Source organism: Paenibacillus septentrionalis (genome assembly GCF_042659865.1).
GTDB classification, from domain to species: Bacteria; Bacillota; Bacilli; order Paenibacillales; family Paenibacillaceae; genus Pristimantibacillus; species Pristimantibacillus septentrionalis.
Genome location: NZ_JBHSTE010000001.1, coordinates 468,936 through 485,730 on the forward strand (window position 1 = coordinate 468,936; position 16,795 = coordinate 485,730).

General features: G+C 42.3%; 20 protein-coding genes. 3 read left to right on the forward strand and 17 right to left on the reverse strand.

Annotated features, from left to right (window positions below; translation table 11 throughout):
• Positions 1 to 15: 15 nt before the first annotated feature.
• From ACFP56_RS02225 to ACFP56_RS02240, 4 genes are all read right to left on the reverse strand, one after another.
• A complete protein-coding gene (locus tag ACFP56_RS02225; RefSeq protein WP_379230654.1) occupies positions 16 to 426 on the reverse strand; it encodes a TFIIB-type zinc ribbon-containing protein in 411 nt (136 codons plus the stop codon).
• A 6-nt stretch (positions 427 to 432) separates the two neighbouring features.
• Positions 433 to 648, reverse strand: a complete 216-nt coding sequence (locus tag ACFP56_RS02230) for a hypothetical protein (protein ID WP_379230656.1) — start codon at positions 646 to 648, stop codon at positions 433 to 435.
• An 84-nt stretch (positions 649 to 732) separates the two neighbouring features.
• On the reverse strand, positions 733 to 1,059 hold the full coding sequence (locus ACFP56_RS02235; protein WP_379230658.1) for a hypothetical protein: 327 nt from the start codon (positions 1,057 to 1,059) through the stop codon (positions 733 to 735).
• A 77-nt stretch (positions 1,060 to 1,136) separates the two neighbouring features.
• Positions 1,137 to 1,709, reverse strand: a complete 573-nt coding sequence (locus tag ACFP56_RS02240) for a xanthine phosphoribosyltransferase (protein WP_379230660.1) — start codon at positions 1,707 to 1,709, stop codon at positions 1,137 to 1,139.
• Positions 1,710 to 1,891: 182 nt separating this feature from the next.
• On the opposite strand from ACFP56_RS02240, the gene ACFP56_RS02245 reads away from it, so the two are divergent.
• Entirely contained in the window at positions 1,892 to 2,941 is a 1,050-nt protein-coding gene (locus ACFP56_RS02245; protein ID WP_379230662.1) for a YkvI family membrane protein, read from the forward strand.
• Between the two features lie 58 nt (positions 2,942 to 2,999).
• On the opposite strand, the gene ACFP56_RS02250 is transcribed toward ACFP56_RS02245, so the two are convergent.
• Positions 3,000 to 4,121, reverse strand: a complete 1,122-nt coding sequence (locus ACFP56_RS02250; protein WP_379230664.1) for a glycosyltransferase family 4 protein — start codon at positions 4,119 to 4,121, stop codon at positions 3,000 to 3,002.
• 111 nt (positions 4,122 to 4,232) lie between these two features.
• On the opposite strand from ACFP56_RS02250, the gene ACFP56_RS02255 reads away from it, so the two are divergent.
• Positions 4,233 to 5,372, forward strand: a complete 1,140-nt coding sequence (locus tag ACFP56_RS02255; protein ID WP_379230666.1) for a GGDEF domain-containing protein — start codon at positions 4,233 to 4,235, stop codon at positions 5,370 to 5,372.
• A 78-nt stretch (positions 5,373 to 5,450) separates the two neighbouring features.
• On the opposite strand, the gene ACFP56_RS02260 is transcribed toward ACFP56_RS02255, so the two are convergent.
• From ACFP56_RS02260 to ACFP56_RS02285, 6 genes are all read right to left on the reverse strand, one after another.
• Positions 5,451 to 5,906 carry an effector binding domain-containing protein gene (locus ACFP56_RS02260; protein WP_379230669.1) on the reverse strand — a complete coding sequence of 152 codons (456 nt, stop codon included), beginning with the start codon at positions 5,904 to 5,906 and terminating at the stop codon, positions 5,451 to 5,453.
• 126 nt (positions 5,907 to 6,032) lie between these two features.
• Positions 6,033 to 6,941 (reverse strand): HPr(Ser) kinase/phosphatase, encoded by a 909-nt coding sequence (gene hprK, locus ACFP56_RS02265; protein ID WP_379230671.1) that lies wholly within the window; start codon positions 6,939 to 6,941, stop codon positions 6,033 to 6,035.
• Between the two features lie 81 nt (positions 6,942 to 7,022).
• A complete protein-coding gene (gene nrdF, locus ACFP56_RS02270) occupies positions 7,023 to 7,979 on the reverse strand; it encodes a class 1b ribonucleoside-diphosphate reductase subunit beta (protein ID WP_379230673.1) in 957 nt (318 codons plus the stop codon).
• A gap of 39 nt (positions 7,980 to 8,018) precedes the next feature.
• Entirely contained in the window at positions 8,019 to 10,103 is a 2,085-nt protein-coding gene (gene nrdE, locus ACFP56_RS02275) for a class 1b ribonucleoside-diphosphate reductase subunit alpha (RefSeq protein WP_379230675.1), read from the reverse strand.
• A complete protein-coding gene (gene nrdI, locus ACFP56_RS02280) occupies positions 10,090 to 10,449 on the reverse strand; it encodes a class Ib ribonucleoside-diphosphate reductase assembly flavoprotein NrdI (protein WP_379230678.1) in 360 nt (119 codons plus the stop codon). The genes nrdE and nrdI overlap by 14 nt, the downstream gene beginning before the upstream one ends.
• A 308-nt stretch (positions 10,450 to 10,757) precedes the next feature.
• Positions 10,758 to 12,668: a sensor domain-containing protein gene (locus ACFP56_RS02285; RefSeq protein ID WP_379230680.1), complete on the reverse strand. Its 1,911-nt coding sequence runs from the start codon at positions 12,666 to 12,668 to the stop codon at positions 10,758 to 10,760.
• Between the two features lie 319 nt (positions 12,669 to 12,987).
• Here ACFP56_RS02285 and ACFP56_RS02290 point away from each other — a divergent pair, with 319 nt between their 5' ends.
• A complete protein-coding gene (locus tag ACFP56_RS02290; RefSeq protein WP_379230682.1) occupies positions 12,988 to 13,197 on the forward strand; it encodes a hypothetical protein in 210 nt (69 codons plus the stop codon).
• Positions 13,198 to 13,285: 88 nt separating this feature from the next.
• On the opposite strand, the gene ACFP56_RS02295 is transcribed toward ACFP56_RS02290, so the two are convergent.
• Genes ACFP56_RS02295 through yhbY form a run of 6 tightly spaced genes read right to left on the reverse strand, consistent with a single transcriptional unit; the run spans position 13,286 to position 16,777 of the window.
• The gene (locus tag ACFP56_RS02295) at positions 13,286 to 14,035 is read right to left on the reverse strand and encodes a class I SAM-dependent DNA methyltransferase (protein WP_379230684.1); all 750 of its coding nucleotides are present in this window, start codon (positions 14,033 to 14,035) and stop codon (positions 13,286 to 13,288) included.
• Positions 14,035 to 14,952 carry a CvfB family protein gene (locus ACFP56_RS02300; protein ID WP_379230686.1) on the reverse strand — a complete coding sequence of 306 codons (918 nt, stop codon included), beginning with the start codon at positions 14,950 to 14,952 and terminating at the stop codon, positions 14,035 to 14,037. Before ACFP56_RS02300 ends, ACFP56_RS02295 begins: the two co-directional genes overlap by 1 nt.
• On the reverse strand, positions 14,949 to 15,296 hold the full coding sequence (gene rsfS / locus ACFP56_RS02305; protein WP_379230688.1) for a ribosome silencing factor: 348 nt from the start codon (positions 15,294 to 15,296) through the stop codon (positions 14,949 to 14,951). The genes ACFP56_RS02300 and rsfS overlap by 4 nt, the downstream gene beginning before the upstream one ends.
• Before the next feature lie 16 nt (positions 15,297 to 15,312).
• The gene (yqeK, locus tag ACFP56_RS02310) at positions 15,313 to 15,873 is read right to left on the reverse strand and encodes a bis(5'-nucleosyl)-tetraphosphatase (symmetrical) YqeK (protein WP_379230691.1); all 561 of its coding nucleotides are present in this window, start codon (positions 15,871 to 15,873) and stop codon (positions 15,313 to 15,315) included.
• Entirely contained in the window at positions 15,866 to 16,453 is a 588-nt protein-coding gene (nadD, locus tag ACFP56_RS02315) for a nicotinate-nucleotide adenylyltransferase (protein ID WP_379230693.1), read from the reverse strand. The genes yqeK and nadD overlap by 8 nt, the downstream gene beginning before the upstream one ends.
• 33 nt (positions 16,454 to 16,486) lie before the next feature.
• A complete protein-coding gene (gene yhbY / locus ACFP56_RS02320) occupies positions 16,487 to 16,777 on the reverse strand; it encodes a ribosome assembly RNA-binding protein YhbY (protein ID WP_379230695.1) in 291 nt (96 codons plus the stop codon).
• Between the last annotated feature and the right edge of the window lie 18 nt (positions 16,778 to 16,795).

Below are 16,795 nucleotides of genomic sequence, written 5' to 3' on the forward strand. Positions count from 1 at the left end.
GCTGAGCCTCTCGCTTTAGTCAAATAAATCCTCAAGCATATGAAATACCGTTTTTTTCTTCTTATATGGTCTGCCATACTTGTCATAATGAATTTTTTTATCACCTTTATAAGGATGATACCCTTGCTTCTTATAAGGCTCATAGCCATAAGGCGACTGGGTATGAGGCATTGGATCATAGTGTGAATGCGGCATTGGATCGTATTGTTGCTGCGGCTGATGCGGCTTGCGTCGTGGATCAGCAGCGTAGGCCTGAAGCTGGTCATATTCAGCATGAGCAGCGTGAACATCCTGCATCAGCTTGTCTAGCTCACCTCGATCAAGCCAAACCCCTTTACAAGATGGGCAAATATCTATTAACACACCATTTTTTTCAACTTCACGTAATTGCGTTCCATCACATACCGGACATAACAAAACAATCATCTCCCCTTATTCTACAAGAGTTGGTCTTTCTTCGGATGCTGCTATATATATATACGTTCGACTTAGCTTTACGACTCGTTTATTTGGTCGGCGTACCATGACGCTTTCTTCGTCCCAAGCGACAACGATTCCTTTTACATCATTACTCTCCATATTGTCGCGCACGACACGAACAAGCTCTCCTGATATACGAAACGCATTCAATTGATCATCTGAAATCATCGACTCCGCCTCCTTTCTCTTAACAAAAAGTCTTAATGAACGGATTTCCATTCATTAAGACTTTTCAGACAGCCTATAAAAGCACTATTCATTTATTGCATGTTCTCTGGAATCATTAGTTTCATACCATTCATCCAGCACCTTAGACGACATGACTCTTCCTTCAATGTAAGAAGCCTGTTTATCGGTAAACTGTTCCTTCCATGCGATGGATAGCTCGTCACATAGCTTCACGATCGTAAGTAATTCGGACCAAGCTACATAGCGCTTATACCAGAAAAATTGAGGGTGCTCAATCATATATGGGTATAAATCATCAAATTCGGTATGCTTACAATCTAACGCTCGTTCAAACGAGGTTTTCGCACTTGCAATTTTATCACTCATAAATTGGTTAGTTAGATGTTCCATTACTTACGTCCCCCCTTCGCTCTTACTTTCATTATATAGGAAGTGGAAGCGAACTCTCAACCTAAATCAGTTGGAAATTAATCTTCAAATACAATCTCGCCTGATTCAAGAGAAGCGATTTTTACAAGTGATTCTACGCGAATCCCTTGCTCGCGGAAATAATTAGCTCCTGCTTGAAATGATTTCTCTACGACGATTCCCATTCCAATCAGCTCAGCTCCAGCAGTCTGAACGATTTTCACGAGTCCACGCGCCCCGTCGCCATTCGCAATAATATCATCGATGAATAAGATTCGATCCTCTTTATTCAAAAATTGCTTGGATATGACGAGATCCGATACCATACCCTTCGTAAAGGAAGGCACACGTTCAACATACGAATCAGGATCATTAATAACCGTTTGCTTGCGACGTGCAAACACAAGCGGCACATTTAGATCATATGCGGCTGCGAAAGCTGCAGGTATCCCTGATGACTCGATAGTCAGCACCTTCGTTACACCTTCATTTCTAAATCGTGCTGCAAACTCCTTACCAATTTCCATTATTAGCGAAGGATCAACCTGTTGATTAATAATCGAATCCATACGTAAAATATCGCTTGATACAATCGCAGATTCTTGTAAAATGCGCTGCTTTAATTGTTCCATAATGTTCCCTCCGCTTCAATTCTCTTTTACGTAAAATAACATATGTACGCTAATCTAGCAAGCGATGTGAATAGATCTACAAAAATTTACATGGTTAATCCAAATAAGATATACAGGCTTGTCATGCTTGTCAACTCCCTCACATATAATGGGTAGCAGTAAAGATAAAGTGAGGGAAAGGTATGAAACTTCAAGACTGGATTAGGACGCTACAGATCGCAGCGATTTATATGGGGACGATCGTAGGTGCAGGCTTTGCAACCGGACAAGAAATACTTCAGTTTTTCACTCGGTTTGGCAGTTGGGGCACATATGCGATCATTGCCGCAACCTTTTTATTTATTTGGCTCGGATACAAAGTCATGCTGCTCGCTCATCAGATAAAGGCCAAATCATACGAGGACTTGAATGTCGCTTTGTTCGGCAAGTCTCTTGGTTCCTTTATTAGCTTATTTATGCTCGTAATTCTGTTAGGCGTCTCTGCAGTGATGCTGGCAGGAGCGGGAACTGTTTTCGAGGAAAATTTTGATCTTTCCTATCAACTTGGTTTAATTGTGACGTGCATCGCAAGCTTCTTTTTACTTAGACATGGTATGCATGCCATCATCGCCGTGAACGCTATTGTTGTTCCCGTTATGCTACTGTTTACCATAATTATGTTTTTCCATACAGTTGACATGCCCAATACGATGAGCTTTATGACGATTCAAACCGATCTTCCGCTGTGGACTGCAATCAGCACTCCTTTCTTATATACCGCATTCAATCTCGCTTTAGCGCAAGCTGTCCTTGTTCCTATCGGTGCACAAACTCCCAATCCATCCGTCATTAAATATGGAGCATTGCTTGGCGGTCTTGGAATTGGCTTTATGCTGATGGTCGGTCACATTGCACTATCGGCACATATGCCTGGCATTCAGCAATTTGCCATTCCGATGGGTGGCATTGCCCGCAATATGAGCACGATTGTATATTATATATATGTCACGATTATATTTGCAGAGGTTTTTACGACACTGCTTTCAAATATTTATGGACTCGCGCTTCAGGTTCACGAGCGTTCCAAGCTGTCAACGACAATTATCATCTTTTTTGCCTTGATCTGCTGCTATCTGATGAGTCAGCTCGGCTTTGGCAAGCTGCTTGCCATCCTTTATCCGTTGTTCGGCTTTATAAGCTTAGGATGGTTCCTGCTTATTGCACGCAAACGTCTAGATCCGATTAATAAATAAAACATTGTAGGAAAAAAGCTGACCGCTTCCTGGTCAGCTTTTTCGATATGATATACGGTTATAATTCCTCGCGATAAACCTTTTTAAGCTGCGCAATGACTCGTTCCAAGGAATAATCCCTTTTGGCTTTGTCAGATGCCGTACGAGCCAGCTGATAGCGATAGTCCGGATCAATAATGACCGTTTCGAGCGCATCTGCCAACGCTTTATCGTCCTCTACTGGTACGAGCAAACCGTTTACACCATGTTCAATTTGCTCCGCGATTCCTCCAACATTTGTTCCGACCAGCGCCAGCTGACACAATGCAGCCTCGGCAAACACAGAGCCAAACGCCTCCGCACGAGATGGAAGCACAAACACATCAAAAAACGGCATGAACTCCTCCGGATGAAGCATGTAGCCATAAAAAATAATGTCATCGTAAAGCCCAAGATCTTGTGCCATTTTCTCCAAGTCCTCACGGATCGGTCCATCCCCAATCAGATGCAGGACGAAAGGATGACCCTTTGCTTTTATTCGTGCGCAAGCTTTAAGTAGTACATCAAGCCCTTTGGCAGGAACTAAACGACATACCGAAATGAGCTGTGTGACCTCATTCTCATGCGCAATCGGCCGAAATCGTTTTTCATCGAATCCGTTATGAATAACTTTAATGCGACTCACATCTTCCACATATTCAGCCAGATATGATTTGAACGCATTCGATACGGTCAATATGCGATCAGCGGTTGCCTCAAGCTCACGGTAAATCTTCGTTAAAAATTGATGCTCTATACTTCCAACCTTAATGGCTTTGTTCAGCGTCAGCTCTCGCTCATAGCTGGAATGCAAGGTCAATATCAGCTTCGTATTCGGAAACACACGCTTCATGACCATGGCAGCTATCGGATGATGCGCATGAATAATGTCGTAGCTTTTATTAATACGCATTTTTGTCCACCATAGATAGTCGCGATACGTTTGAATATACTTATCAACAAGCTTATTGCCGATATACGGTGTATGATCAAATGTGTGGAACGTAATTTCCTCTGATCCTTTGTTGCGGATGCGCTTAGGGAGAGAGAACAGCTCCATTTCTACATCCATATCATTAAAACGCTCCTGTATATATGGTACCATCGAGGAGACGCCGCCTGGCTGTTCTGGTGGGAAGAACAACGCTTGTAAGATTTTCACTGATACCAGCTCCTTATTTCGGTTATACCCGTTCTATCATACGACAAAATATGATATAGTAGAACATATGTTTGTTCCAGTAACTAAAACTAATAATAGAGGTCTTTCTTCATGAATGATGCATTCACTAATCTTTCACTTATTATCTCTAGCATTTGTGTTGTTGTTATTGCTATTACATGGCTCTCAACCATTAAAATTATGAGCAGCTACCGCAATAAGCAAGCTTTTATCATGCTTATTAGTGGACTGAGTATTGCAGCTATTCCACAATTATTAACTGCTTTAGCGGCGATCAAGCAGCAGCCGCTTCCAAGCATGTTATCTATTATTTCGACAATTGCTGGGGTAATCTCCTTCATCATTATTAATTTTGTTCTTATGAAGATGTATACCCTGGGCATCAAGCTGCGTTTTGCTCCTATCCTATTACTTGGTTTCGGTGCGCTTGCCGCAATCGTTGCAAGCCTGTTGTTTACACCTTATGAAGTCAAGCACGGACTTGCTTATCCTATCCTTGATTTCTATATGTTTATTCTCATTATTACGATGCTAGTCGTAACGCGGCAAATCGATATGCCGAGTTCTTACTTTATTAGCCTGCTCACTTTATTTTCTTATCAGCTAGGTCTTATGCTGCATCGTTATGTATTCGAGCAATCACAGCTATGGCTGCATATCCTGGTTGAGATTCTGCCCTTTTTCTATTATATACTACTCTTCTACATACTGCTTGAATGGATTATGGATCGTTTGCTTTCAACCTATCAATCGGCGATTTTGGATGGCTTAACAGGGCTTTATATCCGCAGACATTTTCAGAAAAAAATGCTGCAAATCATGTATAAGAAACCTGCAGCGATTATTTTTTGCGACATAGACAACTTCAAGCTATTAAATGATACGAAAGGACATCAAGTTGCAGATATGGCCCTGCAGCAGGTTGCAGCGATTATTAAGGAGGAAGTTTCCCCTTACGGTATTGCAGGAAGATATGGTGGCGAAGAGCTGCTTGGCGGAATCGCTATTGATCGAATTAAACCTGCCAACATAGCTGAGCGGATACGCGAGCGCGTTGAACAGGAAACGATTGTAACGGTAAGTGTCGGCTTTAGTACGACGAAGGAGGCTGATGAGCTGATGCTGCTCGTTAAGCAAGCAGATGAAGCAATGTATTATGCTAAAACAACAGGAAAAAACAAAGTTGCGAGCTATCGCTCCATCCCCGCCGCATTAAAGCAGAGAACATAGAAAGCTGCCTCAACACTCCATCCGTATTGATGAGAATGGTGAGGCAGCCTTTTTATTAAAAGCATGTAGTTAGTTTAGTTATTCTGCAATCGGAATTAACAAGTCAACAGCTTCTTCTTCCCAATGCTGCCCTTCCAAGTAGAAGATTTCCAAAGAAACCGCATTTTCAAGCTTATGATATCCATTTTCAAGAATCCAATTGTTCAATAGCTCATAACCTTCTCCGATTCGCTGAGATGTGCTGCTAACAACTGCGTATCGATGCGGAGGAATTGTAATCGCAACCATTCCTTGTGGCAATTGTTCGTCTGAATATTCCTTTTCAAAACAAGCCCAATATGTAGCGAAGGCTTCATTTCCAAAATAAGGACAATACATAACACTTGGCTGGATAACATGATTCAATTCATGCCTTCTTGCCAAAAAATCAGACTGCAGGCGAATCGCTTCATCTGGAAATGATGAGTACGGTCCACAATACGGAATACCGACTAGATGCAAGGTAGATTTATTCACAATTGAGCAAGCTTCCATGCTGTACTCCTCCTCCTGTTCCATCGTTACAACTTTCTAGCTAGTCTCGGACAATATTGTAGCACAAGTTCCCATAAAAAGGATAGCTTATAAGTTACTTATTAAGCATTGCCAACTCAATTATAATTAATTCATGTCTAATCGTTTAATAAAATCTTCCATTGCACTATAACCCTGCTGCTTTAGATACCAATTATTGCATGCCGCTTCAATGAGTCCGGCTACATCACGTCCTGGCTGAAGTTGAATTTCGATATGCGGTATTTTCACACCCATATACTCCACAAAACGAGGCTCCAGATCAAGATCGTTATTTAATGCATTATCCTGCCAGCGTGTCAATTCAATATCCAGTGTGATCCGCGTTTCTTCTTGAAATGCTTTTCTTCCATACATACGTACAACATTAATCAGCCCGACACTTCGCAATGCAAGAAATTCCTTCGTTTTTTCATTATGTGTACCGAGCAGTGTATGCTGACTTAGCTTTTTTAATACGATAATATCATCTGCTACCAGACGGTGACCGCGTCCAATCAGCGTATGTGCTGTTTCGCTTTTACCAACACCTGATTTTCCGCGAATAAGCACACCTATACCGGACACATTCATGCAAACTCCATGGATCGATTGCTCAGGAGCAAGCGCATTTAACAAATAATGATCCAGCTTGCCAATGAAGGGTGACGTCTCATCCGTTGTACGAAGCAATGGGATGCTTTCTTCATCACAATATTTTTTTAAATATTTCAATCCGTCCTGCCCAGCCGTCACAATAAAGCATGGCGGATGATATTTTACGATATTGCCGATATGATGATTGCGTTCATTCTCAGCCAAACCATGTAAATAAGTAATCTCTTTCCGACCGAGTATCTGGATATGATGCTGAGGGAAGAAGTCAAAGTAACCGACAAACTCCAAGCCAGGTCGATATACTCTTGCCTTCGAAATCGTACGGTCTAGCTGAGACTCGCCAGCTATTAATTCCAGATTAAATTGCTGAACAAGATCCTTAACTTGAATGGTCTTCATCGCAATTCACTCCTCCTCTTCGTCAAAAAACGCTCTCGTAGCATGTACGAGAGCGAGATGAATTGAAAATAAAACCTTCTATTAAAAATTAAACACAAAATCGTCATCTGTCAATGGTTCAACATTTAATGTACGAATATAGCCATTTCCTTTTTTGGAGAAGAAATCATGCTGCTTTGTATGTGTACTGATCCCATTGAATACGATAGGGTTAATTGGCTCCTCAGGGAAATGAGGCTCAAGACCAAGATTCATTAATGCTTTATTCGCATTATAACGGACATATGCCTTTACTTCTTCTTCAAGTCCAAGCGGTGAATAAAGCTCATCGGTGTAGATTACTTCATTCTCATACAGCTCTAGCAGCAAGTCAAGCACCTCTTGTGCCAGCTTCTCCTGCTCCTCTTGCGGGAATGTTGCCATTAGCTCCTGTGCAAGCACACCGACATACAGGCCGTGAATACTTTCGTCGCGTAGAATCAAGTCAATAATTTCACCACTGCTCGTCATTTTGCCTTGACCTGCCAAATATAACGGATAGAAAAAGCCGCTATAGAACAAGTAGCTTTCCAGCAGCACGGAAGCTGCCATTGCGCGATACAAGTCGCGTTCCGATGAAATATTGTTGTACCATGACGTAATAATAGCGGCTTTTTTCTGAAGCTGTGGATTCGTTTCCACCCAGCGGAAAATCTCATCGATTTCCTCATTAGAGGCAAGCGTTGTAAAAATACTGCTGTACGATTTAGCGTGAATTTGCTCCATCATTGCCATAAAGCCTAGAACAGCCTTGCGCTGCAAGCCATCCACATGCTCTAAAATTTTAGGCATGCCGACACCACCCTGAACCGTATCGAGCAGGGTAAGGCCTCCTAAAACATTTTTATATAAAGTACGCTCTTCAAGCGACATTTGTTCCCAATCCATTTTATCATCTGATAACGGAATTTCTTCGTCCGTCCAAAATTGCATTACATTTTGCTGCCAAAACGTTTGTGTAAAATCGTCATCAGGACGGTTCCAGTTAACTGCTTTCATATTTTGCATACTCCTTTATAAGATGAAATATAGCTGCGCTTATACAGCGCAGCTTGTACATTCCTCAACTGAAAGTCGTTTCGTTCTTGTGTAATACAGTGACTTCAAGCCCTTTTGAGCAGCATAAATGTAGAAGCGCGATAGCTCACGAGTCGTCACGTTACTATTAACGTGAAGCACAGTTGAAACGCCTTGATCGATATGCTGTCCTAGCTCTGCAATCATATCAATCAACTTGAATTGATCAATGTTATAAGCAGATTTATAGAAGAAGAAATTATCTTGCGACAAGTAAGGCATCGGATAATAAGTTGTAGAGTTCGCATACGTACGCGTTTCAATATGCTCTACAATTGGCATAACACTCGATGTAGCATTTTGGATGTAGCTAATGCTTTGCGTTGGCGCGATAGCCAAGCGATACGCATGGTATAGACCGTGCTTCTGCACTTTTGCTTTAAGCTCTGCCCAATCCTCAGGGCCTGGGATGTGCATATCAGCGAACAGCTCCTGTACTCGAGGCGATGTAGGACGGAAATCTTTTTCAAGATAACGGTCAAAGTACGTGCCTTTTGCATACTCAGAGCGTTCGAAGTCCTTAAAGGTTCTACCGCGTTCTTTGGCGATTTCCATGCTCTTCTCAAGCGAGTAGAAATTCATCATCATGAAGAATACACCAGCAAATTCGCGCGCTTCCGGACTTTCATAGGAAAGCTTGTTTTTAGCTAAGAAACCATTCAAATTCATCGCGCCCAAGCCTACAGAATGAAGCTCGTCATTCGCCTTGCGGACGCCCGGTGCGTTGTCAATTTTGGACAAATCACTAACGGTCGTCAATGCTTCGATTCCGACATGCACAGAATCCTTGATCGCCTTATGCTCCATAACATTGACAATGTTAAGGGATGCCAGATTACAGCTAATATCGCGACGGATAATATCCTCATAACCGTAATCTTTGATTTCGGATGTTTCTTGTAGCTGGAAAATTTCTGTGCACAGATTAGACATCTTAATGGAGCCGATATCTTTAAGTGCATGTGATTGGTTCGCATTTGTTTTGTTCATGATGTAAGGATAGCCTGATTCAAGCTGGATCGATGCGATTTTTGTCAGCATATCGCGAGCACTCATGACAACTTTTTTCTTTACTTTATCATTAGCAAGAAGCTCATCGTACATCGCATCCAAATCCATATCGTCAAGATGCACGCCGTACTCTTTGTATACAGAAAACGGTCCAAACACATGAAGCGGTTTGTTTTGAGCTGCTAGCTCATAAAATTTATTCGGGATAATTAAACCGATGGATAAGGTTTTAATTCTCAATTTTTCATCGGCATTAATTTTTTTGGAATCCAGGAACTCAATAACGTCCCAGCCGAAAATATTGTAGTAGCCGGCTCCAGAGCCCTTGCGCTGCCCCATTTGATCGGCATAGGAGAAAGCATCCTCCATTAGCTTCAGCACTGGCATAATGCCCTTTGCAGCCCCTTCAACGCCTTTTATCGGCTCACCACGACCACGCAGCTTGGAAAGGTTAACAGCTACGCCGCCCCCAATTTTAGACAGCTGCATGCAAGTTCCAATTACGTAGTTGATGGAATTCAGGGAATCATCCATTTCAAGCAGGAAGCAGGAAACCATTTCACCGCGACGGCTTTTACCTGCATTCAGGAATGTCGGTGTTGCAGGCTGCAGGCGCTGCTCAATCATTGCTTTTGCAATACGAGTCGCTCTCTCATAGTCGCCTTCTCCAAGATGAAGAGCTACGATTGCAACACGCTCGTGGTATTGCTCCAAGTATTGCTTTTTATCGTTAGTTTTCATTGCGTAATCTTTATAAAATTTGGAAGCAGCCATATAGGATTGAAATTGGAAGTTCTCGCTTGCAGTCAGATCAAAAATAGCCTTTACTTGATCATATGTATACTTGTCATATACGTTATCGTAAAAATCGTTATCGATCAGATATTGCATTTTTTCCTTGAAAGAACCAAACTTCATCGTTTTTTCGTCTACTTCTTCCATAAACGCTGCGACAGCTTCTTTATCCTTTTCAAGCTGATAAAAGCCATCCGCGCCGCGTTGCATTAATTCATTATTTAATTCAATGTGCTTCAATGGATTGCACCCTTTCAATAAATTGTAGCGTGTCTTGATTCGTTCCTGATAATTCGAACTTCAGTATAACAGGTACATTATAAGTTTGAGCGATCGTGTCGGCGCTTTTAGCAAATCCTGTTCCCCAATTACGGTTTCCGCTTGCAGATACCCCTCTCAACATCTTGTGGTTGTGCTCCAGGAAGCTCGTAACCTTTTGCGGGACTTGACCAAAGCCTGTTGTATATGTAATCAATACATAGGGCTCGTCCACCTCTGGCATTTCATCAATGGACACTGCCTGCATATTCAATTTTTTCACAAAACGTTTTACATTCCCCGTTTTGGAGTCATATACAACTAACATGTCTCTCTCTCCCTCAACCATTAATCGCAATCAAAAAGCGCTCTACCTTACTCTAGTAATGGTAGATGCGCTTGTATGCCTAATACTAGATGACTGCTGCTTTTCAGACCATTATCAACTAGATATAGTCGATGAATAGAATGATACATCAATATATAGGAGTAGTCAATTCAATTTCGATACTTTTATCTATGAAAATATTTTCAAGAATGTTCCACTCCACAAACTAAAAGGTTACTAGCCGCTACACGGGTAGGACTAGTAACCTTCACACACAACTATATAACGGATTATATCTGAATCTCGGGTTATATGGACTGCGCGTGATGCCTTTTCAAGAGCTCAACCAATTGCTCGAAAGGAATCGGACGAGAGAGATAATATCCTTGAATGATATCACAGCCAAGCTCAATCAGACAAGCAATTTGTTGCTCCGTCTCCACTCCCTCAGCTACTACATCTAGTTGCAGATGATGGGCGAGTGAAATGATAGATTGAACGATATCTCGGTCGGTTTTAGATTCTACAAGATCCTGGATAAAGCTTTTATCGATCTTTAACTCCGAAAGCGGCAGCTTTTTCAAATAAGCAAATGAACTAAATCCGGTTCCAAAATCATCAATGCTTAGCTTCACGCCAAGTTGCTGCAGCTGGGTTGAAATTTGAATACCCTGACCAGCCTTCATCGTAATACTTTCTGTAATCTCAAGCACTAAATAGCGAGCCTCTAGCTGCGACGTTTGCAAAGCATCCTGAATCGTGTCGAGCAGTTCGTGATGCCAAAATTGTTTAGCCGACACATTTACAGAGATCGGAACAAACAAGTGATGCTCGGTTTGCATCTGTTTTGCAAGCCTGCAAGCCTCATACATCACCCATTTTCCAATTGCTAAAATAAACCCATTCTCTTCAGCTATCGGGATAAAGTCAGCAGGAGGAATAATTCCCAGCTTGGGATGCTTCCAGCGAATCAAAGCCTCCACTCCGATAATCCCATTAGAGCTTAGACTCAATTGGGGCTGAAAATAAAGCTCAAGTTGATTATCGATTAGCGATTTTTTCAACTCAGATGCCAGCAATATTTTTTTCTTAGCATCGTTGTCTTTGTTCACTTCATCAATAATATATGTTACGCCAACATCCTTCGCGTGAAATAATGCCGTGTAGGCATGATGAATGAGTTTGTCTGTGTCTGCCCCATTCACAGGATATTGGGCGTAGCCAAGATAAACCTCCGGCCAAACTTCTTCACCTTCGATACAAATTGGTTTCTCCAGCTGTGCTTTAATGTCAGCTGCAATGCTTTCGACATAAGCGCGCTGGCTGTTATTCACAATCATTGAAAATGAGATATTATCCATTCTGAAGAGCTGGCAGTCTTCTCTCACACAGTGCTTTAACAACTCCGCGATTTGTACCATAATGTTATTGCTTCCCAATCTGCCGAAAGCATCTTGAATCAATTCGAACCTTTCAATGTGAAGCACAAGGACTGAAAACTCCGCTTTATCATTTATTTTGGAATAGAGCATGTCGTAAAAGGAGTGACCATTGGGCAGGCCCGTAGGCACATCATGATAGGTGATATAACGTGCATGCTCTTCTGTGCGTTTACGCTCCGATATATCTCTAACGACAGCGACGATCACATTTTCATCGTGCCGCTGAAACTGTCTAAAGCTAATTTCGACTGGCAGCCGTTTATTTGCTCTGCTGAAAAGAGAAACCTCCGCCGTGCAGTAGCTTTTTTCTTTGATAGCTCTTCTGATATCGTTTAGCTTATCTTTTTCCACGACATAGCTGTCAAATGATCGGTTTGCAATGACAATCGGCTTGTCGCCAACATATTTTGAGAATACCTCATTCACTTCCAAAATCCGCATGCAATATGGCTCGTCATCCTGAAGCTGCAAAATTACGATGCCATCATTTGCAGTATGAAAAATCTCTATATATTTTTCTTCGCTCGCTACCGCATTATGTTTTGCCTGAACAATTTGTCCGATGTATTTTTTTAATAATATTGCGAGCAAAGCTGACGTAACAGTAACAAAACTTACGCCTTTTATCGTTTCAAAAATGTTAATACGATGATTAATGATCCAACCAAGTGCCAAATCCGAAGCAATAACCCACATATAGCCGGTCATGAGGTATATAAGTACAATCTTTTTCAAGCTCAAGGAATCGTGATCTTTCGTCTGCTTATGCATGTCCATACCTCGCCCTCATTCACTGGCTTCCTCTCACAAAAAAATGATCTTGTAGCACTAACTTCAATATAGTATGAAAGGTTTATGTACTGATGTTTTAAATGATCGAGTTGGACTAATTTTCCATCCGGTCATTTATTAATTCTACTTACACTCTTATGTTAAATTGATAATAAAAGTATTAATATTTATCCATCTCATATTCTATTCGTAAAAATGGGCTTTGTCTATATGTCACATATTGGAGTAAGTATGGTACGATAACATTAGATGATAGGTTTTGGCATTATCAAAAAATAAATGAGCAATTCACCCGGAGGATGCTATGAAGCATGACATGACAATTGAACAAGCTGTTGCAAGACTTGAGCAGTTGATGCAGGCAGCTAACATAAAAGATGACCCGCTGCTAGACTATGTTGTTGAGCTCGCCAACGAAAACGAGCGGCTTAAAAAATCATTATTAAAGCTTCGCCAGACGTCATACACAAAGGCTAGCATGCATTCCAAGCTGTCGGATGCATTAAGAGAATAACGTTGTACAACAAAGAGGCTACTGCGAGCATGATAAGCTCGCAGTAGCCTCTTAATCATCGATTAGATGTCGTACTTTAACTTTCAATTCACTTTACTGCTACAAAAAACAAACGGTTAACATCGTTCGGTCTGGCTGTATGCTCTGAATCAGAGTATGCTATAACCTCTCGAAAACCGACTTCTTGCAAAGCAGCCTTCAGCCACATCTCGGAATACGCTTTCTGGATATGAACCTCATCAATTCGATTATAGCGTCCGTCTTCGTCAGCTACGAAAATCGTAATGTGATGCTCGATAATATGCTCATCGTGGTCATAATCAGATACCCACAAATAAGAAACGTCCTGAGTATCGTATACAAATGGCTGTTCTTCCGCGTACTCTTCGAACGTTGCGATGGAGTGCATGTCAAATAAAAACGTGCCGCCATCCCTCAATCCGTCATAAGTAGCCTGAAACGCAGAAAGCAGCTCGTCCTCATCAATAAGATAATTGAGACTGTCGCAAAATGACAACACCGAATCAGCCTTTTCATCGGTTCGCCAATTACACATGTTTTGCTGTACAAGCTCCAATTGCCCTGTATGCATCGAACGATGCCTCCACTTTTCCCGCGCAATGTTCAGCATATGATTAGACAAATCAATTCCGGTTACATGAAGTCCTTCACTAGCCAATGGGATTGCGATTGTTCCAGTTCCACATCCCAGATCCACGATCCGCTGAGGGGCGCCGTGACGGCTCCACACCTGCTTAGCAAACTCAATCCATTGCTTATAGGGCATGTCAGCCATTAGCTTATCATACACCGTTGCAAACTGTTCATATGATGCCATTAATGATCACCTTCGGGCTGTTCCTGTTTCTTAGGTGCTTGCTCCGCCAAATAAGTCCAGCTGCCCTGCTGTATAACGATGCCGTCACGCATTAGCTTGCCAAGCGCCCTTTTGAAAGCACTTTTACTAATACCAAAACGATTGCGAATAAGCTCTGCCTCTGTTTCGTCAGAATAAGGCATTCCTCCGGTAGGCCGCTCCTTCAAAAAAGCAAGAATACGATCGGCATCCTCAATGCGACCATGTTCCTTTTGCTGTGTCATCGACAGATTGACTCGACCATCCTCACGCACGAACGTAACGCGAGCGCGTACACGCTGACCCAAACGGAGTGATTCGATTCGCTCAGAGCTTGGAATTAACCCATAAGCTCCAAATCCAACGACACCTCCGTCAATCACAACAAAAGATCCCATTTGCAAGCTTTTCGTGACCCAGCCTTCAACCCATTGGTTTTTCCAAGCTGCAGGAGCAGTAAACATTAAAGGTGCCAGATCCTGTTCTTGTGCAAGCTTGGCAATTTGTCTGCCGCTCTTATCATGTGTGAGAAAGACAAAAACCTCGTCCCCTGGAATTGGGCGATACTCCAACTTTTCAGGAAGCTCGCTAAGCGGCAGCAAAAGCTGTCTGCCTAATCCCATCTCCAGGAAGCAGCCTAATCTTGGATGAACATCCGCCACCACCAAACGAGTCATTTCCCCTAATGTAATAAGCGGTTTTTTCATCGTAGCACAGATTCTGTCTTCGGAATCGTAGAACAGGAATACATCAACCATATCATTGATATGTGGTTTAGAACCGACAAGCTCCGTATAAGGAAGCAGTACATCGTCTACCCCATCAGTCAAAAAATAACCATACGGAGAAACCTCACGCGATACCTTTAAGGTATCAAGCGTACCCGCTACAAAACTCATCCCAAGTCCACAACCTTCGCATCAGACCATATTTTTTCAATGTTATAGTACTCTCTCTCTTCACGATGGAAGATATGCACAACAACGTCTCCAAGATCGATGAGTACCCAGCGTGCTGTATTTTCTCCCTCTACACCGCGAACTTGTAGACCAAGCTTATCTGCTTGCTTGCGAATTTCTGTAGAAATCGCCAACACTTGTGTATCAGAATTACCGCTGCAAATCATAAAATAATCCGCCACCAGCGAAACACCGCGAAGGTCTAGCGCGACAATATCATGTGCTTTTTTATCCTCCGCAGCTGCAACTACAGCATCCAGTACTTTTTCAATCGTTACATTCATAAAAGTCCTCCTATAGTCAAATTGTTAGTATCAAGCTATTTCTTGCTGTGACCGTACCAGGATAGATGATACGATTTCGTTCAATTAATATTGTAATAGTAGCATTTAGTCCATATAATATCGCGGTATCCAGGCTTTGCTCAGCAAGTCGTCTTGCTTCCTCCACTCCAGGGAAATCCCGACCTGGCTCTATATAATCCGCAAGCCATACAATTTTCTCGATCAAGCTCATCCCGGCACGACCAGACGTATGATACCGAATCGCATCGCGAATTCCTTGATCCTCTATTCCGTATTGTGCCCATGCGACATGGGAACCAATCTCAGCATGCCACAATTCTTTGTTGTAATCCAACAATTCACAATTCAATTGATGCTTCACAATATACTGACGTTGTTCTTCAACTGGCCAATACTTGGCTACATCATGTATAATCGCCGCAAGCTCAGCTCGCTCCGGGTCCTCCCCGTATTTTTCAGCTAAATAACGAGATGTGACCATTACACCCTGTGTATGAATCCAGCGACGCTCTGGCATTTGCTTGGAAACCGATGCAATAATGTCTTCTTTATTCATACAACCGATGCCTCCTTATATAAGACTCGACTTCATCCGGTACATAATAACGCAGTGCTTTTCCTGCTTTCACGCGTTTCCTTAATTCCGTTGATGAAATTTCAATTAGAGGCATAGGCGCTATCGTCAGCTTGCTCTGCCATTGCGTGGGCAACTGGTCAAGCTCAAGTGGCTCAGAGGGACGATTAAGCCCAATAAAGCCAACAAGCTGAATCAGCTCTTGAGCACGATGCCACCTTGGCAGATCATGAATTCGATCAGAGCCGATAATATAATGAAACTGATGCATCGGGTACATTGCTCGCAATTCCATGATCGTATCAATCGAATAGCTGGTACCGCCCCGATTAAGCTCAATATCCAATCCGCGAAATCTAGGCTCACCTTGAATAGCCAAGTTTACCATAGCAAGCCGCTGTTCTTCCGTTGCAAGCGGCGCATTGGGCTTTAGCGGTGGAGAAGACGTTGGAATAAACCATACCTCATCGAGAGCAGCAAACTCCATCGCACTCTGCGCTGCAATTAAATGAGCATAATGAATCGGGTCAAACGTTCCTCCCATAATTCCGACTTTTCGCATAACGCCAGCTCCTTAGCTTTCCTCTGTTGCCTTTTACGGCAGCTCAATCGTTTTATGATCTTTCGACTCTTTATATAATACGATTGTTTTGCCGATTACTTGAACAAGCTCGCAGCCTGAAGCTTCAGCTACTTCTTGTGCAATATCCTTTGCATCGTCAAGGCAGTTATTTAGCACTGACAGTTTAATCAACTCACGCTTTTCGATTGCTTCTTCAATATGTCGAACTAGCTGCTCATTCGTACCGCCTTTGCCAATTTGAAAAATCGGTGTTAAATGATGAGCCTGTGCACGTAAAAATCGCTTTTGTTTTCCTGTTAGCATAATATAAAAAACCTCTTT

What these genes read in the sequence shown, in the direction of transcription:
- nadD (WP_379230693.1), bottom strand. Translation starts at nt 16,453, where the DNA reads ATGCGAAAAGTCGGAATTATGGGAGGAACGTTTGACCCGATTCATTAT.
- yhbY (WP_379230695.1), bottom strand. Translation starts at nt 16,777, where the DNA reads ATGCTAACAGGAAAACAAAAGCGATTTTTACGTGCACAGGCTCATCAT.
- ACFP56_RS02260 (WP_379230669.1), bottom strand. Translation starts at nt 5,906, where the DNA reads ATGGAAGCTTGCTCAATTGTGAATAAATCTACCTTGCATCTAGTCGGT.
- ACFP56_RS02285 (WP_379230680.1), bottom strand. Translation starts at nt 12,668, where the DNA reads ATGGACATGCATAAGCAGACGAAAGATCACGATTCCTTGAGCTTGAAA.
- ACFP56_RS02255 (WP_379230666.1), top strand. Translation starts at nt 4,233, where the DNA reads ATGAATGATGCATTCACTAATCTTTCACTTATTATCTCTAGCATTTGT.
- ACFP56_RS02230 (WP_379230656.1), bottom strand. Translation starts at nt 648, where the DNA reads ATGATTTCAGATGATCAATTGAATGCGTTTCGTATATCAGGAGAGCTT.
- nrdF (WP_379230673.1), bottom strand. Translation starts at nt 7,979, where the DNA reads ATGAAAGCAGTTAACTGGAACCGTCCTGATGACGATTTTACACAAACG.
- yqeK (WP_379230691.1), bottom strand. Translation starts at nt 15,873, where the DNA reads ATGAATAAAGAAGACATTATTGCATCGGTTTCCAAGCAAATGCCAGAG.
- hprK (WP_379230671.1), bottom strand. Translation starts at nt 6,941, where the DNA reads ATGAAGACCATTCAAGTTAAGGATCTTGTTCAGCAATTTAATCTGGAA.
- ACFP56_RS02295 (WP_379230684.1), bottom strand. Translation starts at nt 14,035, where the DNA reads ATGGCATCATATGAACAGTTTGCAACGGTGTATGATAAGCTAATGGCT.
- nrdI (WP_379230678.1), bottom strand. Translation starts at nt 10,449, where the DNA reads ATGTTAGTTGTATATGACTCCAAAACGGGGAATGTAAAACGTTTTGTG.
- ACFP56_RS02245 (WP_379230662.1), top strand. Translation starts at nt 1,892, where the DNA reads ATGAAACTTCAAGACTGGATTAGGACGCTACAGATCGCAGCGATTTAT.
- ACFP56_RS02240 (WP_379230660.1), bottom strand. Translation starts at nt 1,709, where the DNA reads ATGGAACAATTAAAGCAGCGCATTTTACAAGAATCTGCGATTGTATCA.
- rsfS (WP_379230688.1), bottom strand. Translation starts at nt 15,296, where the DNA reads ATGAATGTAACGATTGAAAAAGTACTGGATGCTGTAGTTGCAGCTGCG.
- ACFP56_RS02235 (WP_379230658.1), bottom strand. Translation starts at nt 1,059, where the DNA reads ATGGAACATCTAACTAACCAATTTATGAGTGATAAAATTGCAAGTGCG.
- ACFP56_RS02300 (WP_379230686.1), bottom strand. Translation starts at nt 14,952, where the DNA reads ATGAGTTTTGTAGCGGGTACGCTTGATACCTTAAAGGTATCGCGTGAG.
- ACFP56_RS02225 (WP_379230654.1), bottom strand. Translation starts at nt 426, where the DNA reads ATGATTGTTTTGTTATGTCCGGTATGTGATGGAACGCAATTACGTGAA.
- ACFP56_RS02290 (WP_379230682.1), top strand. Translation starts at nt 12,988, where the DNA reads ATGAAGCATGACATGACAATTGAACAAGCTGTTGCAAGACTTGAGCAG.